Source organism: Streptomyces fradiae (genome assembly GCF_041270065.1).
In the GTDB taxonomy this organism is placed as follows: Bacteria; Actinomycetota; Actinomycetes; order Streptomycetales; family Streptomycetaceae; genus Streptomyces.
In genome coordinates, this window is sequence record NZ_CP065958.1 from 7,538,640 (window position 1) to 7,562,833 (window position 24,194).

The 24,194-nt window shown below is 73.6% G+C and carries 31 protein-coding genes; 11 read left to right on the forward strand and 20 right to left on the reverse strand.

Features of this window, described 5'->3' with window-relative positions; translation table 11 throughout:
• Position 1 precedes the first annotated feature (1 nt).
• From JAO84_RS34180 to JAO84_RS34205, 6 genes are read left to right on the forward strand one after another with little or no spacing between them, the layout of a single operon-like run.
• On the forward strand, positions 2-934 hold the full coding sequence (locus JAO84_RS34180) for a phytanoyl-CoA dioxygenase family protein (RefSeq protein WP_370416331.1): 933 nt from the start codon (positions 2-4) through the stop codon (positions 932-934).
• 1 nt (position 935) lies between these two features.
• Positions 936-2,264 carry a cytochrome P450 gene (locus JAO84_RS34185; RefSeq protein ID WP_370416332.1) on the forward strand — a complete coding sequence of 443 codons (1,329 nt, stop codon included), beginning with the start codon at positions 936-938 and terminating at the stop codon, positions 2,262-2,264.
• A complete protein-coding gene (locus tag JAO84_RS34190; protein WP_370416333.1) occupies positions 2,261-2,539 on the forward strand; it encodes an acyl carrier protein in 279 nt (92 codons plus the stop codon). The genes JAO84_RS34185 and JAO84_RS34190 overlap by 4 nt, the downstream gene beginning before the upstream one ends.
• Positions 2,536-3,264, forward strand: a complete 729-nt coding sequence (locus tag JAO84_RS34195) for a DUF6875 domain-containing protein (protein ID WP_370416334.1) — start codon at positions 2,536-2,538, stop codon at positions 3,262-3,264. Before JAO84_RS34190 ends, JAO84_RS34195 begins: the two co-directional genes overlap by 4 nt.
• Positions 3,264-3,470 (forward strand): MbtH family protein, encoded by a 207-nt coding sequence (locus JAO84_RS34200; protein WP_370416335.1) that lies wholly within the window; start codon positions 3,264-3,266, stop codon positions 3,468-3,470. Before JAO84_RS34195 ends, JAO84_RS34200 begins: the two co-directional genes overlap by 1 nt.
• A gap of 42 nt (positions 3,471-3,512) precedes the next feature.
• A complete protein-coding gene (locus JAO84_RS34205) occupies positions 3,513-4,790 on the forward strand; it encodes an MFS transporter (RefSeq protein WP_370416336.1) in 1,278 nt (425 codons plus the stop codon).
• Here JAO84_RS34205 and JAO84_RS34210 read toward each other — a convergent pair.
• The 6 genes from JAO84_RS34210 to JAO84_RS34235 all read right to left on the reverse strand — a co-directional run bounded on the left by JAO84_RS34210 (position 4,780) and on the right by JAO84_RS34235 (position 10,524).
• On the reverse strand, positions 4,780-5,895 hold the full coding sequence (locus JAO84_RS34210; protein ID WP_370416337.1) for a sensor histidine kinase: 1,116 nt from the start codon (positions 5,893-5,895) through the stop codon (positions 4,780-4,782). The two genes, JAO84_RS34205 and JAO84_RS34210, sit on opposite strands and share 11 nt — an antisense overlap.
• A complete protein-coding gene (locus tag JAO84_RS34215; protein ID WP_370416338.1) occupies positions 5,888-6,586 on the reverse strand; it encodes a response regulator transcription factor in 699 nt (232 codons plus the stop codon). Before JAO84_RS34215 ends, JAO84_RS34210 begins: the two co-directional genes overlap by 8 nt.
• Before the next feature lie 73 nt (positions 6,587-6,659).
• Positions 6,660-7,397: a VanZ family protein gene (locus JAO84_RS34220; protein WP_370416339.1), complete on the reverse strand. Its 738-nt coding sequence runs from the start codon at positions 7,395-7,397 to the stop codon at positions 6,660-6,662.
• Between the two features lie 95 nt (positions 7,398-7,492).
• Positions 7,493-8,854 (reverse strand): lamin tail domain-containing protein, encoded by a 1,362-nt coding sequence (locus tag JAO84_RS34225; protein WP_370416946.1) that lies wholly within the window; start codon positions 8,852-8,854, stop codon positions 7,493-7,495.
• A gap of 211 nt (positions 8,855-9,065) precedes the next feature.
• Positions 9,066-10,103: a zinc-binding dehydrogenase gene (locus tag JAO84_RS34230; protein WP_370416340.1), complete on the reverse strand. Its 1,038-nt coding sequence runs from the start codon at positions 10,101-10,103 to the stop codon at positions 9,066-9,068.
• A complete protein-coding gene (locus tag JAO84_RS34235) occupies positions 10,096-10,524 on the reverse strand; it encodes a 4-oxalocrotonate tautomerase family protein (RefSeq protein WP_370416341.1) in 429 nt (142 codons plus the stop codon). Before JAO84_RS34235 ends, JAO84_RS34230 begins: the two co-directional genes overlap by 8 nt.
• Positions 10,525-10,612: 88 nt before the next feature.
• On the opposite strand from JAO84_RS34235, the gene JAO84_RS34240 reads away from it, so the two are divergent.
• Positions 10,613-11,203: a TetR/AcrR family transcriptional regulator gene (locus JAO84_RS34240; protein ID WP_370416342.1), complete on the forward strand. Its 591-nt coding sequence runs from the start codon at positions 10,613-10,615 to the stop codon at positions 11,201-11,203.
• A 50-nt stretch (positions 11,204-11,253) separates the two neighbouring features.
• Here JAO84_RS34240 and JAO84_RS34245 read toward each other — a convergent pair whose 3' ends face one another.
• The 12 genes from JAO84_RS34245 to JAO84_RS34300 form a co-directional block, all read right to left on the reverse strand.
• On the reverse strand, positions 11,254-11,730 hold the full coding sequence (locus JAO84_RS34245; RefSeq protein ID WP_370416343.1) for a 4-oxalocrotonate tautomerase family protein: 477 nt from the start codon (positions 11,728-11,730) through the stop codon (positions 11,254-11,256).
• Positions 11,731-11,805: 75 nt separating this feature from the next.
• A complete protein-coding gene (locus JAO84_RS34250; protein ID WP_370416947.1) occupies positions 11,806-12,225 on the reverse strand; it encodes a CBS domain-containing protein in 420 nt (139 codons plus the stop codon).
• A gap of 190 nt (positions 12,226-12,415) precedes the next feature.
• A complete protein-coding gene (locus JAO84_RS34255) occupies positions 12,416-14,308 on the reverse strand; it encodes a complex I subunit 5 family protein (protein ID WP_370416344.1) in 1,893 nt (630 codons plus the stop codon).
• Positions 14,309-14,324: 16 nt separating this feature from the next.
• Complete coding sequence (locus JAO84_RS34260) at positions 14,325-14,669, reverse strand: sodium:proton antiporter (RefSeq protein WP_370416948.1); 345 nt, start codon at positions 14,667-14,669, stop codon at positions 14,325-14,327.
• An 8-nt stretch (positions 14,670-14,677) separates the two neighbouring features.
• Entirely contained in the window at positions 14,678-15,403 is a 726-nt protein-coding gene (locus JAO84_RS34265; protein WP_370416345.1) for an MnhB domain-containing protein, read from the reverse strand.
• Positions 15,400-15,744, reverse strand: coding sequence for a Na(+)/H(+) antiporter subunit B (locus JAO84_RS34270; RefSeq protein ID WP_370416346.1), 345 nt, complete (start codon positions 15,742-15,744; stop codon positions 15,400-15,402). Before JAO84_RS34270 ends, JAO84_RS34265 begins: the two co-directional genes overlap by 4 nt.
• Complete coding sequence (locus tag JAO84_RS34275) at positions 15,741-16,049, reverse strand: monovalent cation/H(+) antiporter subunit G (protein WP_370416347.1); 309 nt, start codon at positions 16,047-16,049, stop codon at positions 15,741-15,743. The genes JAO84_RS34270 and JAO84_RS34275 overlap by 4 nt, the downstream gene beginning before the upstream one ends.
• A 1-nt stretch (position 16,050) precedes the next feature.
• The gene (locus JAO84_RS34280) at positions 16,051-16,362 is read right to left on the reverse strand and encodes an MrpF/PhaF family protein (protein ID WP_370416348.1); all 312 of its coding nucleotides are present in this window, start codon (positions 16,360-16,362) and stop codon (positions 16,051-16,053) included.
• On the reverse strand, positions 16,359-16,823 hold the full coding sequence (locus JAO84_RS34285) for a hypothetical protein (RefSeq protein WP_370416349.1): 465 nt from the start codon (positions 16,821-16,823) through the stop codon (positions 16,359-16,361). Before JAO84_RS34285 ends, JAO84_RS34280 begins: the two co-directional genes overlap by 4 nt.
• A gap of 155 nt (positions 16,824-16,978) precedes the next feature.
• Positions 16,979-17,461, reverse strand: coding sequence for a hypothetical protein (locus tag JAO84_RS34290; protein ID WP_370416350.1), 483 nt, complete (start codon positions 17,459-17,461; stop codon positions 16,979-16,981).
• Positions 17,458-18,540, reverse strand: a complete 1,083-nt coding sequence (locus JAO84_RS34295; RefSeq protein WP_370416351.1) for an SDR family oxidoreductase — start codon at positions 18,538-18,540, stop codon at positions 17,458-17,460. The genes JAO84_RS34290 and JAO84_RS34295 overlap by 4 nt, the downstream gene beginning before the upstream one ends.
• A gap of 12 nt (positions 18,541-18,552) precedes the next feature.
• The gene (locus JAO84_RS34300) at positions 18,553-19,125 is read right to left on the reverse strand and encodes an SRPBCC family protein (protein ID WP_370416352.1); all 573 of its coding nucleotides are present in this window, start codon (positions 19,123-19,125) and stop codon (positions 18,553-18,555) included.
• 274 nt (positions 19,126-19,399) lie between these two features.
• On the opposite strand from JAO84_RS34300, the gene JAO84_RS34305 reads away from it, so the two are divergent.
• The 4 genes from JAO84_RS34305 to JAO84_RS34320 all read left to right on the forward strand — a co-directional run bounded on the left by JAO84_RS34305 (position 19,400) and on the right by JAO84_RS34320 (position 21,693).
• The gene (locus tag JAO84_RS34305) at positions 19,400-19,582 is read left to right on the forward strand and encodes a hypothetical protein (protein ID WP_370416353.1); all 183 of its coding nucleotides are present in this window, start codon (positions 19,400-19,402) and stop codon (positions 19,580-19,582) included.
• On the forward strand, positions 19,579-20,124 hold the full coding sequence (locus tag JAO84_RS34310; protein WP_370416354.1) for a DUF5709 domain-containing protein: 546 nt from the start codon (positions 19,579-19,581) through the stop codon (positions 20,122-20,124). The genes JAO84_RS34305 and JAO84_RS34310 overlap by 4 nt, the downstream gene beginning before the upstream one ends.
• A gap of 18 nt (positions 20,125-20,142) precedes the next feature.
• Entirely contained in the window at positions 20,143-21,345 is a 1,203-nt protein-coding gene (locus tag JAO84_RS34315) for a Vms1/Ankzf1 family peptidyl-tRNA hydrolase (RefSeq protein WP_370416355.1), read from the forward strand.
• An 81-nt stretch (positions 21,346-21,426) separates the two neighbouring features.
• On the forward strand, positions 21,427-21,693 hold the full coding sequence (locus JAO84_RS34320) for a DUF6213 family protein (RefSeq protein WP_370416356.1): 267 nt from the start codon (positions 21,427-21,429) through the stop codon (positions 21,691-21,693).
• Between the two features lie 48 nt (positions 21,694-21,741).
• Here the strand turns inward: JAO84_RS34320 and JAO84_RS34325 are convergent, their stop codons facing one another.
• Positions 21,742-22,236, reverse strand: a complete 495-nt coding sequence (locus tag JAO84_RS34325) for an Hsp20/alpha crystallin family protein (protein WP_370416357.1) — start codon at positions 22,234-22,236, stop codon at positions 21,742-21,744.
• Between the two features lie 113 nt (positions 22,237-22,349).
• On the reverse strand, positions 22,350-23,984 hold the full coding sequence (locus JAO84_RS34330; protein ID WP_370416358.1) for an amidase: 1,635 nt from the start codon (positions 23,982-23,984) through the stop codon (positions 22,350-22,352).
• Positions 23,985-24,194 lie beyond the last annotated feature (210 nt).

Sequence of the window (24,194 nt, forward strand, 5' to 3'; positions counted from 1 at the left end):
CATGAACGAGGAAGAGAAGTACCTCTTCGACCTCCGCGGCTACCTGGTGCTGCCGGACGCCCTCGACCCGCAGGAGGTCGCCGACGTCAACACGGCCCTCGACCACCACGGGGTGTGGGAGGGGGAGAACAAGCTCGGCTACCCGCTCCTCAAGCGCTACAACCCGTACCTCGTCAACGCCGGTCCGCTGCACACCACCGCACGGCCGGTCCGGAATCTGATCAGCCATCCGGCGGTCCTGCCCTATCTGGAGGAACTCCTCGGCCCCGACCTGCGCTACGACGAGGGCCAGGTCCTCTACGCGCGCCAGGGCGCGGGGGCGCTGATCCTGCACAACGGCAACACCCCGTGGGAGTACCCGCCGCTGACCTACCAGGTACGGGACGGACGCATCTACGGCGGCCATCTGATCGCGGCCTTCTGCCTCACCGACGCCCTCGCCGACCAGGGCGGCTTCGCCGTCGTCCCCGGCAGCCACAAGTCCAACTTCCCGCCCCCGGAGGACTTCCAGACCTGGGAGAAGGTCGGGGACTGGGTCAGCCGGGTGCCCGTGAAGGCCGGCACCGTCGTGCTCTTCGCCGACACCGCGACGCACGGCAGCTGGCCCTGGGTCGCCGACTTCGAACGCCGGGTCGTCTTCTGCCGCTACACCGCCGGCATGGTGCAGCACAGCTCACCGGCCCCGGTGCCGTCCGACCTGCCCGACGCGGAGTGGACGCCCGTGGAACGGCGGCTGCTCCGCCCGCCCTACGCCTGGCACTTCCAGCACGACGAGACCGGCTACGCGGAGAAGTCCCGCACCTCGGTGCGCACGGAGGAGGGCTGGGTCATGGACGACCACTCCGGCCAGATCTTCGACCTGACCGAGGACAAGGACACGGGCACCGGCACGGGCACGGACAAGCGCACGGACGCCGGATCGGAGCGTGGCTGACATGGCCGACCTCACCCTCAGCTCCCTGGACACCGAGGGCTTCAACCACCAGATCAGGACCAGCCCGCTCGACATGATGATGCGGCTGCACGAGGAGGGGACCGTCTGCGTCATCCGGTCCGAGGAGAAGAACCGCCTCATCGTCACCTCCGAACCCGAACTCGCCGCCGCGGCCCTGGCCCACGGCTCCCGCAACCACCGCGAGCTGCTCCGGCAACTGGTCGGCGCCGGCCTCTTCGTGGTCACCTCGGGCGAGCAGTGGCGCCGCCGCCGTGGCCTGCTGCGCCCGATGTTCGCCGCCCGCGCCGTGGCCGAGCTGCACGGCCTCGTGATCGAGGCGACCGAGGACTTCGTGAAGCGCCGGCTCGTGCCTGCCGCGGGCCGGGACATCGACCTGGCCGAAACGCTTCAGCAGCTCAGCATCGAGATCATCCTCCGGCTCGTCGAACCCGACCTCGCCGAGGCCGAACTGGCCGAACTGACCGCCGCCCTGCACGCCGCCGTCGGCTACCTCGACACCCGGCTCTTCGACCCCGACAAGGTCGCGGAGAGCGACCACGACCGGTTCGCCGCCGACCGGCAGGTCCTGGTCGACTTCATCGACGACCGCGCCGCGCGCCTCACCTGCCCCGTCACCGGCCGCGGGCTCCTGGCCGACCTCGCCACCGCCCTGCGCGAGGACGGGCAGGAGGCGGACAGCGGCCAGGCCCTGCGGGAGGAACTGCTGTCCGTGTTCGTCGCCGGCGTGGAGACCATGGGCACCCTGCTGACCTGGATCTTCCACAACCTGGCGGCTCACCCCGCCACCCGCGAGCGCGCCCTCGCCGAGGTCCGCGCCGAGGACCTGCGGCACCTGTCCGGCCGGCCCTCCCTGCCGGCCGGGACCCTCCCGTACACCCGCGCCGTGGTGGAGGAGTCGCTACGGCTCCACCCACCGGCCTGGGCGCTGTTCCGCCGGATCGACGCACCGCTCGAAGCGGCCGGGATCCGCCTCGAGGTGGACGACGTCGTCATGTCCAGCACTTGGGCCATCCACCGCTCCGCCGCACTCTGGGACGCGCCCGAGGAGTTCCGCCCCGAGCGCTTCCTCGGCGAACGCCCGCCGTCCCAGCAGTACTTCCCCTTCGGTGCCGGCCCGCACCAGTGCCTGGGCCGCCAGTTCTCGCTGCTCGAAGCCCAGTTGGCGAGCGCCGTGATCCTCGGCCACGGCATCCTCGACGTGGACGTCCCCCCGGACGGCACCGGACTGCGCCCGACCATCGCCCTCGCGCCCCACCCGCACCCCCGGGCGCGCTTCCTCCCGCACACCGCCGGGGGTGGGGGAGCATGAGCGCCGGCCGCACGGCGACGGAGGTCGTCGCCGGGTCCTGGGAGCGCCATGCCGGACTGCCGCCCGAGGCGGACTCCAACTTCTTCGCGGACGGCGGCACGTCCGTCGGCATGATCAGACTGGTCCAGGACGTGCAGGACGCCCTCGGGGTCGCCCTGGAGTTCGCCGACGTGTACGCCGCCGGCACCTACGCGGAGCTGTGCGCGCTGGTCGACGACGCCCGCCGCGCCGCCTCCGGCGGACCCGGCCACCGCCCGGTCGGGGGCCCGGCATGACCGGCTCCTTACCCTCGGCGGACGGCGCCCCCGCCCGTACCGACGGCCCCTGGATCCGGGTGCTGCCGCCCCAGCCCAGGGAACGGGTCGACCGTGACCTCGCCCGGATCGACGACTGGCTGCGCGGCTATGTCGGTAGCCCCCACCCGGAGATCGGGCGCCGCGGACCCGTCTGTCCGTTCGTGCCGCCCGCCCTCGGCGACCACGCGGTGCAGTTCAGCCTCCGGTACGAGATCGACGGCAGCGACGGCGAACTGCTGCACCGCGCCCTGGAGGAGGAGATGCGGGACTTCGTACGGGTCGCCCGGCCGGTCGCGAACTCCGGCACCTCGCTGGAGAGCCGGGTGGTCGCGCTCCCCGACACCGGGCCCGAGGGGTGGCGCACCCTGGACCACGAGTACGTGGCCCTGAAGGACAAGGCCGTCGCGGACGGGCTGATGATCGGCCAGTTCCACCCGCACTGCGACGAACGGGCCGTGCGCAACCCCGTGTTCAGGGTCTCCCGCGCCCCGATCGGGGTGCTCGCGATCCGCCGGATGGCCCCGCACGACGTGCTGTTCCTGCACGAGCGCCGGAGCTGGTTCGGCACCTACGACCGGCTGTTCCGTTCCCACTACCAGCGGGGGCGGATCAGGGACCCCCTGCTGCGGCGGCTGCACCGCGCGGGCGTGGCCCGCCACGGATTGCCCCCTGTCGTTGTCCGCGAGCACGAGAAGGAGGAATGATGCACCAGGATCAGCACGAGGACCGGTTCCACGTGGTCGTCAACCACGAGGAGCAGTACTCGGTTTGGCCCACCTACCACGATGTTCCCCAGGGCTGGCGGAGCGTCGGGGAGCCCGCGCCGCGGGAGGAGTGCCTGCGCAGGATCGAGGAACTGTGGACCGACATGACGCCGAGATCGCTGCGCGAGGCCGAAGCGGCCGGATGACGGACTGAACGACAGTCGCCCAGACCAGGAAACGCAGAGGGAATGATGCTGGAACAAGTTCGACTGCCGTTACGCCACCGCGCGTTCCGAGCGGTGTGGTGCGGTGAGACGCTGTCGATGCTGGGCGACTACAGCTTCGAAGTGGCCTTCGTCTGGCTGGTGTTCCAGGAGACCGGTTCGGCCGGCGCCCTGGCGGCCGTGCTGCTGGTGCAGACGGTGCCGCGCGGGGTGCTGCTGCTCGTCGGGGGCGCGGTCACCGACCGGGTGTCGCCCCGGACGGTCATGCTCTGCTCCCACCTGGTCAGGGGCACCGCGGTCGGACTGCTCGGGCTGCTCGCGGTGATGGACGGGGTGCAGGTGTGGCACCTGTACGCGCTCGGGGCCGTCGCGGGCGTGGCCGAGGCCTTCTTCATGCCGGCCCAGGACAGCATCCTGCCGTCCCTGCTGCCCACCGAGCAGATCCCGCGCGGCAACGCGCTGGTGGGATTCGGCGAGCAGGGCGCCCGTTTCCTCGGACCGCTCCTCGGCGCGTCCCTGGTGGGCCTGGTCGGCACCCCGGCGGCGATCCTGCTCAACAGCGGCACCTTCTTCGTGGCGGCCTGGACCGTCCTTGCCGCACCCAGGCGCGGAGCCGGGGGCGAGGGCGAGGAGTCCAAGCCGATCTCCGTCATCGGCCACGAGATCGTGGACGGGCTGCGCTACGTCCGGCGGAGCCGGGAGGTTCGGACCGTCCTCATGATCATCGGCGCCGCGGCGCTGAGCTACAGCGGCCTCTTCGCGGTGGGCCTGCCCGCCCTCGCGAAGTCCTTCCCCCAGGACTCGATGGCGCTCGGACTGCTCCTGTCCGCATGGGGACTCGGCCAGCTCGCCGGCACCGTCGCCGCGGTCTTCACGGGACTGCCCCGGCGCTGGGGCATCCTGATCATCGGCATGACCCTCACCGAGGGCGTGACCTTCGTCCTCCTCGGCGTCCTGCCCAATGTGTGGCTCGCCGCGACGGTCCTCGCCCTGCTCGGCGTGGGCGTGGCCTACTCCAGCGACGTGGCCCTGCCCACGTTCATCCAGACCCGGACCCCCGAGGACGTCCTGGGGCGCATCAACAGCGTCATGTACCTGCCCCGGGTCGTCCTGGAACCCGTCTCCCTGGCCGTCATGGGCCTCCTGGTCACCGGCGACCTCCGCTGGGCCTTCGCCGCGGCCGCGGTCCCGGTCCTGGCCGTCGGCATCCGGCTCGCCTTCGACCGCGAGGCCCGCGGCCTCACCACGGCCAAGGAGCCGCAGCCGGCCGGCGCTACGAGCGCTACGGGCACTACGGGGTAGGCAGCCGGACCGTGACGCGCAGACCGCCGCCGGGGCGCGCGGCGAGCTCCAGCGTTCCGTCGTGGGCACGGACCACGCTGTGCACGATGGCGAGGCCCAGGCCGACGCCGGGGTGCTCGCCGGGCTCTCCGGTGCGGACGCGCTCCGCACCGCGCTGGAAGGGCTCGGTGAGGGTCGGGAGCAGCTCCGGCGGCACCGGGCGGCCGGTGTTCTCGACCCGCAGCACGCTCGTACCGCCGCTCGTGTCGCCGCGCGTCTCGGTGCGGACGACCGTCTCGGTGTGGACCGTCACGGTGCCGCCGGACGGGAGGTTGTGGACGAGGGCGTTCTGGACGAGGTTCGTCACCATCCGCAGCAGCAGCTCCGCGGAGCCGCTGGTGAGGGCCGGTCCGCCGGTGACCTCGAGGGTGATCCCGCGCCGCTCGGCGACGGGGAGCAGCGTCTCGGCGGCCTCCTCGGCGACGAGGGAGAGATCGACGCTCTCGCGGGTGAAGGTGCCGCGGTCGCTGCGGCTGAGCAGCAGCAGCGCCTCGGTGAGACCGATCGCCCGCGCGTTGACCGCCTGCAGGCGTGCGACGAGCTCGGCCGGGTCATGGGTGGGATCCTTGCGGGCGACATCGAGCAGGGCCTGCGTGATGGCCAGCGGGGTGCGCAGTTCGTGCGAGGCGTTCGCGGCGAACCGCCGCTGCTCGGCGACGTGCGACTCGAGTTCTTCGAGCATCGTGTCGAAGGTGTCGGCGAGCTCGCGGAACTCGTCCTGGCGGCCCTCGAGCCGGATCCGGTGGGACAGCGACCCCTGCCCCGCGAGGCGCGCCGCGTCCGTGATCCGGGTGAGCGGTGCCAGCATCCGGCCGGCCAGCAGCCAGCCCCCGACGAGGCCGAAGACGAGCAGGAAGGCCATCGCCACGGCCGCCGCCGGGGCGAAGGTGTGCACGAGGAGATAGCGGTTCGGCGAGATCCCGAGCAGGCCCTGGTCCTTGTCGGGTACGTAGCGCAGGATGAACACCCACACCACGGCGAGCAGCAGCGCACCGGCCACGGCGAGGAAGCCCGCGTAACTGAGGGTCAGCTTCAGCCGGACGCTGAGCCCTGGGCGTCTACGCACGGGGACCGTCGGTACGGGTTTCGGCGCCGGGGTCCGCGTCGATGCGGTAGCCGACGCCCGGGACCGTCGCGATGACCCAGGGCTCGCCGAGCCGCTTGCGCAGGGCGGAGACGGTGATCCGTACGGCGTTGGTGAGGGGGTCGGCGTTCTCGTCCCAGGCCCGTTCGAGCAGCTCCTCGGAACTCACCACTCCGCCCTCGGCGGCGACGAGGACCTCCAGGACGGCGAACTGCTTACGGGTGAGCGCCACGTACCGCCCGTCGCGGAAGACCTCCCGGCGGAACGGGTCGAGCCGCACGCCCGCGATCTCCCGGACCGGCGGCCGGGCGTAGGCGCGCCGGCGGTCCAGCGCCCGCAGCCGCATCACGAGCTCCCGCAGCTCGAACGGCTTGGTCAGGTAGTCGTCGGCGCCGAGCGCGAACCCGGACGCCTTGTCGTCGATCCGGTCGGCGGCGGTGAGCATGAGGATCGGGATGCCGCTGCCCGAGGCCACGATCCGCCGGGCGACCTCGTCGCCCGAAGGCCCGGGGATGTCGCGGTCGAGGACCGCGAGGTCGTAGGAGTTGACGCCGAGCAGCTCCAGGGCCGCGTCGCCGTCGCCCGCGATGTCGGCGGCGATCGCCTCCAGACGAAGACCGTCACGGACGGCCTCCGCCAGATAGGGCTCGTCCTCCACGATCAGTACACGCATGCCGGAAGCCTAATCAGCACGACATATCGCCGGTGTATGCGACTCGGCCCCGGCTCAGGGCCTGTCCGGCGGATCAGGGTCGGGCAGGCCCTGAGCCCGCCGGTACGAGCACGGGCCCGGACCGGTCCGACGGGGCCCCCGCCCTCGTACGCCACCAGCGGCGCGAGGCCAGCGCGGCGAGGCCGGCGCCGGCGGCGTTGACCAGCACGTCGTCCACGGAGGACACCCGGTCGAGCCGCAGGACGTACTGCGCGGTCTCGACCAGGACCGAGCAGCCCGCCCCGAGCGCCAGGACACGCGGCAGGGACGCGAGCGCCGCGAACCGCATCGGGGCGAAGAACCCCAGCGACGCGAAGACCAGCAGATTGCCGGCGATCCCGAGCGACCCCATCGTGACCAGGTCCCGCAGCGGCACCAGACTGAACCGCCCGGGCACGACGCCGGCCCCGGCGCCCGGCATCAGGGTCAGCCACAGGAACGGCACCGTCCCGTGCACCATGCCCACCTCGGCCACCGAGAGCCGCAGCGCCGACGTGCCGTCGGCCGCCGCCCTCCGCAGCCGCGCCAGCGCCCACACCACCAGACCGGAGAGCGGCAGCGCGACCAGCGTCATCAGCACCACACCGTTGAACGTGTCGTAGCAGCCGTGCCACCGCCCGGCCAGGCACCGCGGAGCGGACATCATGAGCGGCCCCCGCATGACGAACAGGATGCCCGCCAGTGCGAGAACGACGAGGCCGGGGAGCACGATCCCTCGTGTGCTCCCCGGCCTGGTCGTCGCCGTCGGCGACGGTGATGCGTTTCGGTTCATGCCCCTCATTGGAGACGAGGGGCTGTTGTGGCCGCGTATGAGATTTTCGATACGCCCGCGATATACCGGCTACGCGGAGCCCGCACCGCCCGGGCTCAGCAGCTGACGGTGCCCCGGCGGATCGCGTGGCCTCCGGTGTTGCCGTCGTCGGCCCAGTAGACCGGCTTGGTGCCGCCGACGCACTCGTCGGCGGCGGCGAGCGTGAAGCCCTCGTTGTTCAGGTTGGCCATGCCGGCCGGGCGGTCGTAGACGGCGGCCGGGCCGAAGGTGCCGCCGGTGCCGATCTTCATCGTGCGGTGCTGGCCGGAGCAGGTGTCGTCGCAAACCAGCCACAGGCGTGCGGCCTGCGCCTCCCACTGCAGCTCCATCACACCGGACATGCCGCTGCTGAAGCCGGCGACCCGGGTGGCGGCGCCGCCGTCCTCCAGGACGTAGGCGTACACCGAGCCGGTGCCCTCGACGCCGAGGAAGAAGACGCCGCCGGTGTGCGCGCCGAAGCGACTGGGGTCGTAGGCCGCGCCCGTCGACTCGTCCTTGAAGCCGGCCGCGGTGAGAGTGGCGTCGGGGATCCAGGTGATCGCCTCGAAGCCGGCGTTGGAGCCCACGGCCGGCAGACCGGCGGTCAGGTTCCACTCCTTCGTGGCGGTCAGCGTTGTGGCGGTGCCGGAGCCGACCTCGTAACGGAGGACGGAGAGCCGGCTGGTGCCGGACGCGTCGCCGTTGCGCTCGGTGGCGACGTACGCGCCGCCCGTGGCGCCGCCGGAGGTCAGGGTGACGGCCTCGCTGTCGGGGGAGCCGCTGCCGCCGGGGTAGCGCAGGGTCTTGCCGGAGGTCCAGCCGTTCGCGGTGTCGGGCTTCCAGCCGCCGGAGCCGTCACGGACGAGCCGCCACAGCTTGCCGGAGTTCTGGGCGCCCCACAGCACGGAGCCCTCCTGGTACAGGCCGCTGAGGTCCGAGCCGAAGACGTTGGAGCCGTCGGCCGTCGCCACCGTACTGCCGCCGGGCCAGGCCACCGCGCCCGTACCGCCGCCGCCGGAACCGCAGTCGTTGAGCGCGCCGAGCGTCAGGGTGGCCCCGTTCACGAAGGCGCCGGTGCCGTCGGGGCAGCGCGACCAGGACGGGGCGGAGTGGCTGCTCCAGGAGAAGCTGTCGACCAGGGTGGAGCCGCCCGGCAGATAGAGGCGGGCCTTGTCGCCGGAACCGAGACCGAACGACCCGGACACGTCGAACGCGCGGACCGCTCCCGGGGCGAGCGTCGTCCCGGACGGCACGGTGAACTTCGAGCTGTTGTTGTCGTCCTTCAGGATCCAGCCCGAGATGTCCACCGTGGCCGTGCCCTTGTTGAACAGCTCGACCGAGTCGTCGACGCCGCCGGTCGTCACCACTTCGTTGATGCGGATGTCGTCCGCCGGGGCCGCCTGGGCCATGGGCGTGAGCAGGGCCGCGGCGGCGGCCATGGTGGCGCCGGCGACGGCGACGCGGAGCGGGGCGCGTCGACGACGCCCTCGGGGAGCGCGTACTTCGGGCACGGTGTCCGTCCTGGGAGGAAGGGGAGCGCTGGCTGGGCGAGACGAGGCTCCCGGCCGTTGCCGAACGGCGGTCGGCAACGGCCCGGTTGCCACGTGAACGCCTGTCGAACGGAAGTCCCCTGAACCCCCGGTGCGCCGGTCAGGCGGCGGGCCGGACGAAGACCGGCTTCAGATGCTTCTCCGGCAGCGCCTCCGGCAGGTCGTCCCAGTCGAGGACGTGGGAGACGACCCGCTCGGGGGCGACGGTGCCGGTGGTGGCGAGGGCGAGGGCGTCGGGGATGTGGGCGCGGACGTTGTCGCGGGCGATGCGCAGGGTGACACCGGTCAGATACATGTCGAGCAGCGGCAGTTCGCCGGGACGGAAGTGGTTGCCGGCCGACTCGCAGATACCCTCGGGAGCCAGGGACCGGACGGCCAGGGCGAGTTGGTCGACCCGGCCGGTGGCCTCGACGGCGAGGTCGAAGCCGTGCCGGATCGGCTCGATCGCCTCCGCGGTGCGGGCGCCGAACCCCTCGGCGACCTCGCGGTGCCCGGGGTCGGGGTCGACGTAGAGGACGTCGGATGCGCCGAGGGCCCGGGCGATGTCGCAGACGTACAGGCCGATGCTGCCGCGGGCGACGACCAGGACCCGGGCGCCGGGGCGGGCCCTGAGGTGCGGTGCGACCAGGCGCCAGGAGAGCGACCAGTTGTCGCTCGCCGAGGCCATCGCGACCGGATCGAGGCCGGCCGGGAGCGGGACCAGCATGGCGTCCGCGTACGGGACGCGGACCAGGTCGGAGAAGAGCCCGCCCCAGCCGCCGCCGAGCGGCGCGCCGTACATCGCCATGTGCGGGACCGAGGTGCAGTGCGCGGTGAGCCCGGCGCGGCAGTGGCCGCAGCCGCCGCAGCTGATGGCCCAGGGCACGACGACCAGGTCGCCGGGGGCCACGGTGGTCACGTCGTCACCGACGTCGGTGACGCGGGCGACGCATTCGTGCCCGAGGGCGAACGGCGGCTCCACGCGGTGTTGGATATGCGGCTGCCGCCGCGTGGCGTGTCCGGCCAGGATCGCGGAGTCCACGTCGCAGGAGGTGGCGGCGACAGGCGCGACGATCGCCGCCCGGTCCGAGCCTAGTTCGGGGTCAGGGGCCTCGCGCCACTCGACCGCGTGGCGGGCGACATACGTCAGTTCACGCATCGGCCGGTCCCTTCGCGAGGGCGACCAGGTCGGCGTAGCGGACGACGGAGCCGCCCGCGCCCCAGGTGCCGTCCGGCTGCTCGTGCACCAGCACCCAGACGCGCAGGGCCTCGGCCGGGTCGAGTCCGGCGGCCGACAGGACGGTCCGCGTCGCGTCCTGGACCAGTCCGGCCTTGCGCCGCTCGGAGAGCGCGCCCTGCGGCACCGTCACCTCGACCAGGAACCGGGGAGCGTCGTCCTCGGCGGTGGTCTGGGCGTCCGCGGGCAGCTCGACGAGGTAGCTCCACGCCTGGGAGCGGAAGAACGCGGTGTCCGGCGCGCCCTCCCAGCGCAGGAGTACGGCCGCGAGCTCGCGCTGGACGGTGGCGCGGCCCTCGGGGGCGAGGGCGCCGGCCGGGACGGTCAACCGGATCATGGGCATGGCTGCTCCTATGACGATCGTTATAGACGGCGCTCACGGTAGACTATGACGGTCGTTATATCCAGCGGAGTTCGGAAGAGGTGCGCAGGTGACCAGGGGTAGTGCGAACGCGCCGTCGCGCGAGCGGATCGTGGCCGGAGCGGCCGACATGATCAGCCGGCGCGGACTGAGCGCCACGAGCATCCGGGAGATGGCCAAGCACGCCAAGGCGCCGCTCGGGTCGACCTATCACTTCTTCCCGGAGGGCAAGCAGCAGCTGGCGGGCGAAGCCGTTCGCTACACCGGGGAGTGGGTAGCCCGCAGCCTGCGCAAGGAGCTGGAGGCGGGGCCGGCCGCGGGACTCCGGGCCTTCCTCGACCTGTGGCGGAAGATCGTCGTGGACAGCGACTTCCATGCCGGCTGTCCGGTCCTGGCCGTGGCCATCGAGGAGCCCCCGGCCGACGAGGTCCCGCCCGCCCTGGCCGCCGCGGCCGAGGTCTTCGAGCAGTGGGAGGGCCTGCTTGCCGCCTCCCTGCGGGACCACGGTGCCGGGGAGGAGCGGGCGGCGCAGCTCGCGACCCTCGTCGTCGCCGCCGTCGAGGGCACGGTGGCCATGTGCCGCGCCAAGCGCAGCACCCAGCCCCTCGATCACGCCGCCGAACAGCTCCAGGTCCTCATCGCGGCCGCCATCGGCGACTGACCGGGGCCGGTGGCCTGGCTTCGAGGTCCGGATCGTCCGGATCGTCCGGATCAGGCGCCGAGCGCGGCGCGGACGGCCCTGGCCTTCTCCTCGGTGAACACGCCGCTGTCGAGGAGCGGGAGGACGGACAGTACCCCGCCGCGGGAGCCCCAGCTGCCCTCGTCGATCACGCGGAAGTTGACCCACCAGGCCGGTGACGGCTCCGCGAGGTCGCAGCTCTCGGCCAGCGCGCCGAGGACGCGCTCGATGACGGCCGCCCTCACCTCCTGGCGCCAGTCGCCGTCCATCACCGCCACGTCGATCACCATGGCGTCGGCGTCGGGGCCCAGGTCCGCGAGGAGCCGCCCGCCGATGGCCATCATGTCGGGCTCGCGCTCGACGAAGTGCACCTGGAACCCGACCCGCGCCGCCGGCGCGAACTGCCCCACCTCGGGTACGAGAACGGCGTCCGTCAGGGTCTCGGCCAGCTTCCGGCGCTGTTCCGGGTTCAGCCGCCCGGTCGGGGTGTTCACGGTGATGATCGTCACGACACTCTCCTATGACAGTCGTTATAGACGACCCTCAGGTTACAGGCATCTATAACGACTGTCATAGCGGGGGTGTCAGGATGCTGCCGAGACCGACCCGACCAGGTCGCCCACCTTCCCGTCCGGCATGTCGCGGGCGATGTCGGCCTGGGCGATGATGCCGACGAGGACGTGCCCGTCGATGACCGGGACCCGGCGGATCCGGTGGTCGCTCATCACCCGCAGCACGTCGTCGGCCGAGTCGTCCGCGCCCACGGTGACGATGTCGCCGCCGGCGAGGTCGCCGGCCGTGCAGCGGGCCGGGTCGATCCCCCGGGCGACGACCTTCAGGACGATGTCGCGGTCGGTGAGCATGCCCTTCAGCCGCTCGTCCGGGCCGCAGATGGGCAGGGCGCCCACGTCGAGTTCGGCCATCTTCCGGGCGGCGTCGACCACGGACTCGGTCGAGCGGATACAGGTGGCGTCAGGGGTCATCAGATCGCGTGCGGTGTTCATGACCGTGCTCGCTCTCATGTGGGGGAACCCTCACCCGGCCGCTGCCCCTGCTCGGGGCATTCATGCGGGCCGTGGCGCGCAGCGGAGCAGGCGGTCGGTGTACGGCGTCGGCACCGCGGTCGCCGAGTCCGTCGGCCAGGACCGGGCACCGGCCCGGCGCCGGGATCGGGCCGGCTTGTCGGCCTGCCGGCTATCCCCACAGCGCGAACACGGCGGTCAGCGCGGCGAGTCCGGCGAGCAGCCAGGCCACGTAGTCGCCCACGTGCCCCGAATGCTGCCGCCGCACGGCCAGGACCACGGTCCGGTCCAGGGCGTCCGCGCCGGCCCGCGCCGTGCGGGCGAGCCGGCCGCGCAACGCCGGGCCCCACAGCGCCCCCGCCGCGCAGCCGGCCGCGAGGGCCGTCGAAAGGAGCCCGAACAGGACGCCCGGCAGCGACCACGCCACCTCGGGCAGCGGCGCGGTACCCGTGCCGCCGCCGCCCGGGACACCGGTCACCGCCGCCCCGTACCCCGCCGGATCCTGGAAGACCACCGAGCCCGCCGCCACATAACGCCACAGCGCCGGCACCAGACCCACCGCCAGCGCACCCGCGAGCAGCACGGCCGGCACCACCAGCATCGGCCGCGGCACCTCCCGGCGCGGGCCGCTGACCTCCGGCTCCTCTCCTGCGCCGGTCGTCTCCGCCCCCGAATGCCGCTCCCGGGGCTTCGTCCCGGCGCCCCCGAACACCCGCGCCGCGGCCCGCAGCACCGCACCCGCCGTGACCGCCGGTACCAGCACGAACAGCGCCACCAGCCACGGGTCTTCGTGCGCCGCGTGTTCCACCACCGACTTGCCGAGCCCCGTGCCGAACGGCGGAAGCCCCGCCAGCGCGCACCCGCCCACCGCGAACAGCACCCCCACCAGCGGCATGTCCCGCGCCCGCCCCCACAACCCGTGCTCGTCGACCGAGGCGTGCCGGTCGAGCAGCACCCCGGCCAGACAGAACAGCGCGCCCTTCACACCGGCGTGCCCGGCCACGTACAGCGCCGTGCCCGCCGTCGCCTCCGCGTCGAGAATCCCCGCACCGCACAGGAACAGACCCATGTGCCCGACCGTGGAGAAGGCGAGCAGCCGCTTCAGATGCCGCTGCTGCCAGCACAGCAGCGCACCCGTCAGCGCCGTCACGGTGCCCACCGCGATCAGCGTGCCCCGCATCACCTCGTGCGGGACCCCGCCGGGCCCGGAGAAGACGGTGAGGTACACCCGCAGCAGCCCGTACAGGCCCAGCTCGACCATCACCCCCGAGAGCAGCAGGCAGACCGGGGTCGGCGCCTCCGCGTGCGCGTCCGGCAGCCAGAAGTGGAAGGGGACCGCCGCCGCCTTCACGAGCATGGCGCAGCAGAGCAGCGCGGCGGCCGTGGTGACGAGGGCGTCGGCCGGCTGCCCGGCCAGCTCCCGCGCGATCCCGGCGAACGCGAGCTCGCCCGTCCGCGCGTACAGCAACCCGACCCCGACCAGGGCCAGATAACCGGCCAGCGAACCGGTCACGGCGAACGCGAGCGCCCCCTGCAGGGGCCGCGGTTCCTCGACCCGGTACCCCGTCAGGGCATACCCCGCCACCCCCATCAGCTCGAAGAACACGAACGCGTTGAACAGATCACCGGTCAGCGCGAACCCCGTGGTCCCCGCCTCGAAGAGCAGCAGCAGCGCCGGGAAGCCGCCACCGTGCCCCCGGGCGCGCTCCGGCTCCTCGAAGTACCGCCAGGCGTAGCCGAGCGCGGCGAGCACGAGCAGCGCCACCAGAACCGCGAGGCCGAGCCCGAGCCCGTCGGCGACGAGGACGATGCCGACGCTGCGGCCCTCGACCGGAGTCCAGCCGCCCACCCAGGTCACCGTCCGGCCCGCGCCGCCGGTCGCGGCGGCCAGCCACCAGACCAGACCGAGCTGCCCCGCCGCCCACGCCGTGGCGAGCGCGTCGGTGCCGGAGCGGGGCAGCCGGCGACCGAGCACGGCGAGCAGCGCGGCTCCCGTCAACGGGCAGGCGACGGCGAGCGGGAGGAGCTCGGAGGCGGCCAGCGAGGCGGCCGGAGAGACGGTCACACGGGTCCTGAGGGGGTCAGCCCCGCAGCCCGGTGAGGGCGTCGGGGTCGGTGGTGCCGTGCCGCTTGGCGGTCTGCAGCACGAGCGCGAGCAGCAGGGCGGTGAGGGCGGCGCCGACGACCACGTCGGTCAGCGTGAGCGCCTGGGCCACCGGATCCACCACGGGAGTCCCGGCCGGGATGTCCGTGAAGTACGGCGCGGTGCCGCCGCGCCGGTAGCCGACGGCGAGCAGCAGGACGTACGTACCGGACTGCACGACCGTCAGACAGCCGACCGCGTGCACCGCGTTCCTGCTGGTGACCAGGCCGTGCACACCGACCAGGAGCATCCAGCCGGCGGCCAGGTACGGCAGAGCGGACAGGAAGGGCATCAGGACTCGATCTCCAGGGCCTGGTCGATGAAGCCGGCGAGCACGACCACGAGCGCCGAGGCGACCTCCAGGCCCACCGCGGCGTTGAGCACGGGCACCTGGCCGCCGGAGGCCAGTGCGCCGAAGGTGCCGAGCGGCAGCACGTTCTCCAGGAACGACCCGGCCCGCACCAGACCGATCAGGCCGAGCAGCGCGAACGCCCCGGCCGCCACCGCCTCGGCGACCTCCAGGACGGCCCGCGGCCGCACCCTCCGCAGCACCCGGTAGTCGGCCGCGAGATACGCCAGGTGCAGACCGGTGGCGAGGACCACGCCGCCCTGAAAGCCGCCGCCCGGCGTCAGCTGTCCGTGCGCCACCACATAGACGCCGGTCACGAGGACGACGGGCAGCAGCACCGTGCCGGCCAGCCGGACCGTCGGCAGCACCCGCCCGGGGCGCGGCGCCGAGACGTGCTCGTCCCGGGTCCTGCGCAGCAGCAGTACGGCGCCCAGCGCGGCCGTGAACAGCACGAACTCCTCGCCCAGCGTGTCGAATCCGCGCAGGTCGAAGTTGACCGAGGAGACCGTGTTCGCCGTACGCCGCCCGAGCGCGGCCGCGACCGCCCGCTCGCCGTACGGATGGAACGGGCCGCCCAGCGGCGGCAGTTCCAGGCAGGCGACGACATACCCGGCGGCGAAGAGCAGCGCCGCCGCCCAGAACAGGCGCACCCGGGCCGCGCGGCTCACCCTCCGCCCCCCGAGCCCCTGCCGCCCTCCGGGTTCTTGCCGCTGTCCGGGGCCTCGGTCTCCTGGGCCGCCCGACGCCGGATCGCCCGCACCGTGAGCAGGATGAGCAGCGGCGTGATCGCGGCACCGACCGCAAGCTGGCTCAGCGCCACGTCGGGTGCCTGGACCAGCAGGAACAGCACCGACAGGACCAGGCCGAGGGCGCTGAGCACCACCGCCTGCCGCACCGGGTCACGCGTACGGGCCGCCACGGTCGCGACCGCCGCCGCGAGCACCACGGCCACGGCGGCGAACACCTCGGCCGGGTTCGGCACCGCGCCCGTGGCCACCGCGCCCGTCACGGCGGGTCCTTCCGGGGGATGCGCCCCTCGTGCTGCGCGGTGCACCGGCCCAGGGCAGGGGCCGTCAGCGCACCCCCGACAGCGACGAGCACCGCCACCACGAGCAGCGCCGCCGCCCGCCGGCCCGACCCCTCGGCCACCGCGAGCGCGAGGACGACCAGGGGCGCCCCGAGCGAGGTGGCGGGCGACAGGGCGTGCAGCCGGGCGTACGGACCGGGCAGCACCTGCAGCGCCAGGACCGCGAGCAGCAGCACGGCGACCCCGGCCGTCAGGAGCACGGCCGCGCACACCGTACGGGCGTCCACGTCAGCCCCTCCCGGCCCCGTCGCGAGCCTCCGACTCCGACCCGCCGAGGAAGCGCGCGAACACCAGCACGCCCACCGGACCGAGCACCGCGAGCACCAGACCGAGATCCCCGTACGCGTCGCGGCCGAACCCCCGCGCCGCGAGCAGCAGCATCACCGTGACCAGCGTGCCGGTCAGACTCAGCCCGGCAAGGCGTGCCGGGGGAGTGCCCCGGCAGGCGGCCAGCAGCGCCGGCGGAAGAGCGAGGACCAGGAGCACCCCGAAGGCGATCAGCCAGCCGTTCCACTCCCCGGCGGGGTTCGCGCCGATCACCCGCGGCCGCCGGTGGTCAGCGCGGTCTCCAGGGAACCGGCCCCGCCGGGCAGGGCGTGAACGAGCGCCGCGCGCTCCGGGCCCTGGTCGACCACGTAGGCGCCCGGCGTCGTGGACAGCAGCCCGCCCGCCCACGCGGGACCCGTGCCCTCCCGCCAGCGGACCGTGACGAAACGGCCGACGACCCGGTGCCCGCGCAGCGTCCGGACCACCGCCCGCGCAAGCCGCCAGGTGTCGGCGACCAGCGCCCCCGGCCACGAAAGGAGCGCGTGCGCCCACCCGGCGGTGCCGCCGAGCCGCGCCCCGGCAGCCACCCGCACCGCGCGGGCGGCGAGCGCGGCGAGCAGCGCCCCGGCCGCCGCCACAGCGAGCTCGGGCCGACTCACCGAACCGATCAGCAGCATCTGGAGGGCGACCAGCGGAACCCACCAGGCGAGCACCTCCACCGATGCCCGTGCCATGGCGCCTCCCCGTCCTCGTCACCCGCAGCCGGCCCGCGGGGCGAGCGGCCCGCCCGCCCCCGGCCGCCAGATCTACCGCGCCCTCCACCCGCGCGGTCCGCCCCGCGCCGCCCGCGGGCGCACGGCTCACCGGTCCGGAGTAGCGGCTTCCGGGCTCAGACCTTCGACGTCGGGCCGGATCCGGGTGCGGCGCCCTCACCGGCCGGCGGGCCCGTCGCGGGGTGCGGGGCCGGCTGGGGGACCAGGCGCATCCGGTGGCGCAGCAACAGCAGTTCACGGCCGGCACCGTCGGCGAAACGGCTGGTCACCACGTACACCCCGCAGTGCGCCCGGCCCAGCGGCAGCCGCTCGGCCGGGAGCCGCACCTCGTACGGGCCGCCGGCCCGGAAGCCGCCGAGCACGGTCCGCTCGGTCGAGAGCACCGACCCGTCCTTGACCCGGATCTCCTCGAAGGTCAGCCCGTCGATGTCCCGGCCGAGCCGGAATGTGATCCCGACGCTGATCACCGTGCCCTCCGGCAGCTCCAGGGGCTCCGCGCCCTCCCCGCCCTCCCCGTCGTCGCCGTCCCACAGGGCCACGTCGAGACGCCCCAGCTCCTCCGTGTGCAGGCAGAGGTCCACCAGTTCGAAAGCCTTCATCGCGGTTCACCGCCTCGTGCGCCGGAGCCGCGGCCACGCCCCCGCCGTGGGTGCAGAGTCCGGGCCGCCAGCGCCGCAGCACCCACGGCCGCCGCGCCCGTCACGGCCGGATGGCGGGCCAGGGCCGCGTACGGCGAGTGCGCGACCGCCTCGTCGTCGAAGGCGCCATGGGCCCCGTGGTCCTGTCCGTCGGGCCCGTCCAGCGGGGCCCACAGATTGTGCGGGTCCTCGCCCCTCGACGGCTCGCCCGTCTGCTGGGACGCGTAACCGGTACGGGCCACGTACCGGTCCAGGAGACCGGGCACCGCCCGGCTGGCGAGCACCGCCGCCGCCGTCGAGGCCCCGACCCGGTACTCCTTGCGCCGCGGCCGGCGGGCGGCGTGCAGCACGGCCCGGGCCGCGACCTCCGGCTGGAACACCGGTGCCACCGGGCGCGGCCGGTAGGGCAGCCGGGACAGCGACCACGAGAACTGCGGGGTGTTCACGGCCGGAAGCTGGACCACCGTGACCGCCACCCGGCTGTGGCGGTGCAGGAGTTCGAGCCGTACGGAGGCGGTGAAGCCGTTGATCGCGTGCTTGGCCCCGCAGTACGCGGCCTGCAGCGGCACGGCGGCCTCGCCGAGCGCCGAGCCCACCTGCACGACCGCGCCGGAGTCCCGGGGCAGCATCCGCCGCAGCGCGGCCCGGGTCCCGTTGACGCAGCCGAGGTACGTCACGTCCGTGACCCGTTCGAACTCGTCCGGAGCCGCGGCGAGGAACGGCGCGAAGACGGACGTGAACGCCGCGTTCACCCACACGTCCACCGGACCCAGGCGGCTCTCGACGCGGTCCGCTGCCTCCTCGACCATCCACGGCACCGCCATGTCCACCGGCACCACCAGCGCCTGACCACCGGCCCGGCGCACCTCCTCGGCCGCCGCCTCGAGCCCCACCCGGCCCCGCGCGAGCAGCGCCACCCGGGCCCCGCACGCACCGAAGGCACGTGCGGTGGCCCGGCCGACCCCGGCGCTCGCACCCGTGACCACCACGGTCCGGCCCTCGAACGTCCGACGCGCCGGCTCGCGGGACGACCGCAGCACGACCAGGCCCTTTCAGATGTGGGGCGAGCCGGGAGGGGCGTCGGGGAGCGGTCCCGGGTAAGGGCCCGGGCGCTCGGGCTCGGCGGGTTCGGCGGGCTCGACCGGTTCCGGTGACGTGCCCGTGCTGTCGGCGGGCCGCAGCCGACCGCGCCAGCCGCTCTCGGTGCCGTCGCTCTCCTCGACGTATTGCTTGAAGCGCTGCAGATCGCCGCGGACCCGTTCCTCCAGGAAGCCGAGGGCGTCACCGGCCTTCTCGACGATCCCCTGCGGCTCGACCTCCATGGCCAGGCTCACGCGCGTGTGCGTGTCGTCGAGACGCCGGAAACTGACGACGCCCTTCTGCTTCACGCCCGCGCTCACCGTGCGCCAGGAGATGCGCTCGTCGGGGAGCTGGTCGACGATCTCGGTGTCGAACTCACGGGTCACTCCCGCCACCCGGGTACGCCAGTGGCAGAGGCGGTCGTCGAGTTGCCGGACTTCCTCGACACCCTCCATGAAGCGCGGAAACTCCTCGAACCGCGTCCACTGGCCGTACACCGTGCGCAGTGGGGCGGTCACCCGGATCGTCTCCTGCACCATGCTCATGGTCTCCTCCTCCCGGCTGCGTTCCGCGCGCGGCGCATCTGCGTTCCGTCGCCCGGAATTTCTCGGTGGACGCCTGCGACTACCCCGTCCGACGGCGTGTACGCATCCGCCGCGGAACATCCGGGGCCGAAAGGGGTCCTGCGTGCCCTCGGGCTCGACACCGCCTACGGGCCGATTTCATCGGCACCGTTCGGGTAGTCGCGGTCACGGAAGGCACTGCGGCGCCGCGGGGCGCCGAGCGCACTGAGTACGAGACCGAGCACCGGAGACCGAGATGACCACGCCACAGCGCGGCAGCAGCAAGTCCGGGCCCCGCCTGGACGACGCACGCAAGAAGGAGGTCGAGGCCCAGATGCGCGCCGGACACCCGACGCGGACCGAGGACTGGCGCGAGCCGGAACCCATGGTGGAGCCCCCGCCCTCCGCGGAGAAGGAGAAGGACGAGGAAGAGCCATGACCGCGTCGCAGAACTCCGCGAAGGATCAGGCGGAAGCCCCGGCGGAGGCCCACACCACGAGAACGGGCCCGCGCGGTGACGACGTGTACCAGCCGGCCGGCTCGGACGCCTCGAACCGGCCCAGCGACCCGTTCGACCCGGAGAACGCGCTGGAGGTCGAACCCACCGAGGCCCCCGAAGAGCCGGGCTACTCGCCGCCCGACCGGCCGGTCGCGGTCACCCGCAGCGGTACGACCGCCGGCGAACAGCGGGCGGGCGCGTCGCTCGACGAGCGGCTCGCGAAAGAGCGGCCGGACGTGACGCCCGACGACGCCAACGGCATCGGTGACCTGCCCGGCGGGGAGGGCGAGCCGCTCGACGCCGAATCCGGTGCCGTCCGTGCCGGGCGCATCGTCGCGGCCGACCCGTCCGTGCCGGGCCGGGTCGCCGCACGGGACGTCGGACCCGACGACGGGGCGGCGGCCGCCGAGGAAGCGGCGATGCACCGGGACATGGCGGTCGACGGCGGCGCGGACCGGCCGCCGCCACCACCGGCGGACTGAGGCACCGAGGTGATGAGGGTGAAGCTCGACTTCCTGGAACCCGTGACCCGTGAAGGGCCCTGGGCGTCCGTGTACGCAACGACCGGGCCGCCCGACGAGGCGTCGGCGGAGCGCCACGAACTCGTCTGGCGCGAGCTGTGCAGGTCCCTGGAGGAGCAGGGCGCGGACGAGCGGACCGTCGGCGCGGTGCGCGAGGAGCTGGACCGTGCCGGCCCCGAGGCCGGGCAGCGGGGACTCGCGCTCTTCGCGGCCGACGGCCGCGTCGCGCTCACCTGCCACCTCGACCGGGCACCCGGCGTACCGTCCGCCCTCTGGGCGGAACTGCCCCGCGTCACACCCCTGCTCGACCCCGCTCGCCGGGAGCCCGTCTGCCTCGTCGCGCGCGTCGACCGGAGCGGAGCCGACTACCGTACGTACGGCACCGGTACGGGTGCTGGTACGGCCGCCCGCACGGGCAAGGACGCGGGCGCGGACGCCGACGCGGGTGAGCGACAGGGCTCGGTCGACGGCCGCGACTGGCCCCTGCACAGCGCCGCCTCGGGCGACTGGTCGGCCATCCACTTCGACGCCGCCGTCGAGAACACCTGGCAGGAGAACGCGGCACTGACCGCCCGCGAACTGGCCGGCGTCTGCCGCGAGTCCGGCGCGCAGCTGATCATGCTCGCCGGCGGCGCGCGCGAATGCCACGCCGTGCGCGAGCAGTTGCCCGAGGAACTGCGGGAGATCACCATGATCAGCGGCCACGGCGGCCGCGCCGCGGGCGCCGACACGGCCCTGCTCGCGGCCGACGTGGAAGCCGCACGTCTGGAGATCGCGGCTCGGCACACCGAGGCCGTACTCGACCGCTTCCGCGCCGGCCGGGACGACAGCGGCCGGCACGTCACCTCCGTCGAGGGCGTCCCCGCGGTGACCGACGCCGCCCGGCAGCATCGGGTCGACACCCTGCTGATCAACCCGGCGGGCGCGGACACCGGCCGGGAGGTCTGGCTCGGCGACGAACCGGACCAGCTGGCCGTACGGCGTACCGAGGCCGCGGCCGCGCCGGGCACCGCCCGGCCGCGTCCGGTCCGGGCCGACGACGCCCTGGTGCTGTGCGCGACGACGACCGGCGGCGAGGCGGTCATGGTGCCGGGCGACCGCTCGGACGGCGGCCCCTCCGGAGGCATCGGCGCGATCCTGCGCTGGCCGCGCAGCGAGCCGGAGGCGACGGCCGACCGCTGATCCGTCCCTCCGTCCATCCGCCGTTCCGCCCATCCGCCCATCCGTCCATCCGTCCATCCGCCCACTCGTCCAGGAGGCGTCATGACGGCCTCGTCCCCCTTCCTCCTCCTCTCGGGCGGGCATCTCCTCGTCCGGGCGGACCAGATGACCGCGCTGCTGCGACACGTCGCGGCCGTCTGGCTGCAGGCCACGGACCGGGGAGAGACGGACTACGATCCGGCCACCGTCCTCGCCCTCGCGAACGGGCTCATGGAGGTGGCCGACCAGATCGACGCCGAGTGCATCGCGCTGCTGCCGCCCAAGGACGAGGAAGAGGAAGACGACGACGCGGAAGACGCCGAGGACTGACCACGCCGGATCCCGGCCACCTGTGGCCGGGATCAGCGCGGCACGTGCTTACGCGGCCTTGCTCTCACCGCCGTTGCCCGCGACAGGGATCTTGTACGGCCGAGCCGCCTCGGACTTGGGCACCCGTACGGTCAGGATGCCGTCGTCGAGGTCGGCCTCGACGTGCTCACTGTCGATGCTGCCCGGGAGGCTGGTCCGGTAGCAGAAGGAACCCCTGCGCCGGGTGAGCATCTTGCCTTCGGACTTCTCGTCCATCTCGCCGGTGATGCACAGCTCGTTCCCCTTGAGCTCCACCTCGATGTCGTCACGGGGAATGCCGGGCATCTCGGCCTTGATGACATAGGCGTCATCGGTCTCGTTCATCTCGGCGGTCGGCGTCCAGCCGCCTCGCTCGGCCATCGTCATGCCGGGCCCCGCGGCCTGCTCCAGGTATCGGCCCATCTGGCTCCACATGTCCTCGAAGTCCCGCCAGGGATCCCACATGCCCCAGACGGGGCGAGGCATGAGTCCGCCGCCGGTGCCGCGTCGAACCGGGAAGTTCATGACCATCTCCACTTCCCTCGATCTGCTGCGCGCGCGACGCGCACACTCTTCCGTTCGGCGACTGCCCGCGCCCCGCCCACCCATGCGGCCGGCCGCCCCCTGCGACCCGCCGCCTAGCCGGTGGTGTCGGAGCCGTTGGTGCCGACGCTGGTCGTGTCGGACGTCACCGACGGCAGGTACCGCGGCGCGCGCCACGCGTCCAGGCGCTGCTCCACCGCCGCACCCAGCGACAGCAGCGCCGCGTCCTGGTGGTCGCCGGCCATCAGGAGCAGGCCGACCGGCAACTCGCCGACGAACCCGGCGGGCACGGACAGCGAGGGGTAGCCGGACACGGCGGCCGGGGTGGAGGAGGGGATCACGTCGTTGTCGCCACGCGCGCAGTCGGTCGTCCAGGCGGGCGGGTTCGCCGGGGAGGCGATGGCGTCCAGGTCGTGGTCGGCCATGGTCTCGTCGATGGACCGCCGGGACAGGTCCTTCAGCTCGGCGCGCATGGCCTGATATTCCGGATCCGTGACCGGCGGCGCGGCCAGCGCCTGCTCGAAGAGTTCCTGGCCGGCGAAGCAGGTCCGCTCGGCCGGGTGCGCGCGGTTGAACTCGATCAGGGCGGCGAGGTCGCGCGGCCCGTTGCGGGTGGCGAGGTAGGCGTCGATGTCCCGGTGGAACTCGCTCAGCAGGGCCGGGAACTCCAGCTCGGCCAGCCGGGCCTGGTACGGCGGCGTCACCTCGACGACCTGTGCGCCGGCGGCCCGCAGCCGGGCCGCGGTCCGGGTCATCAGGGCGTCGACGTCGGCGCCGAGCGAGGGGAGCCGCCAGAGGCCGATCCGCTTGCCGCGCAGACCACCGGAGCGCGCGGCCGCGTCCACGGCCCCTGCGGTCCCGGCGTCATGGTGGCCGCTGAGCACCGAGAGGGTGATCGCCGTGTCGACGACATTGCGTGCCATGGGTCCGGCCGTGTCCTGCTCGGCGGAGATCGGGACGACGCCGGACCGGCTGACCAGGCCGAGGCTGGGCTTGTGGCCGACGACCCCGTTCATCCCGGCCGGACACACGATGGAGCCGTCCGTCTCGGTGCCGATCGCCACCTGCGCCAGCGAGGCGGCGAGCGCGGCGGCCGAACCGGCGGACGATCCGCAGGGATTGCGGTCGAGGACGTACGGGTTGCGGGTCTGCCCGCCCACCGCCGACCAGCCCGACGTCGGCTTCGCCGCACGGAAGTTGGCCCACTCGGACAGATTGGCCTTGCCCAGGATCACGGCTCCCGCCGCGCGCAGCCTCGCCACCAGCTCCGCGTCCCGGACCGGCGGGTTTCCGGCCAGTGCGAGCGACCCGGCCGTCGTCGGCATGTCGCGGGTGTCCACGTTGTCCTTCAGCAGGACGGGGATGCCGTCGAGCGGGCCGCGGACCTTCCCGAGGCGATGCCTGACATCACTGGCGCGCGCCTGGTCCAGGGCGGTGGGGCTGGTGCGGAGCACCGCGTTGATCTTCGGGTCGACCGTCTCGATCCGGTGGAGGTACGCCCGGGTCAGCTCCGCCGAGGTCAGGGACCCGCGCTTCATGCGGGCCTGCAACTCGGGGATCGTCACCGTGTCCAGATCCACTCCGCGCAGGGTCGCCGACGCGACGCCGGGCGGGGCACCACCGGCACCGGCCTCGGCGGCCGCCGCCCGCTGCCCCGGCGCACCCGCCATCAGAAGGGGCGCCACGGCCAGAGCCGCGGTCACCGCCGCAACGCTTCTCTTCCTCTTCATGGGGGACAGCCCAGTGGAGGCGGGCCGGGGGCACAAGAGACTTCTGCGCCTGAATCAGCCGGCGCGCCTGGCATACCCCCACCCCGTATAATCCGGTGGGTCGAGGACGGAGATCGCAGTGACAGCACGCCGGAGCACCGCGCCATGGGCGGGCCGTTGCCTGCTCGCCGTCGCGCTGCTCTTCGGCGTCGTGCTGATGCACGCCCTCGG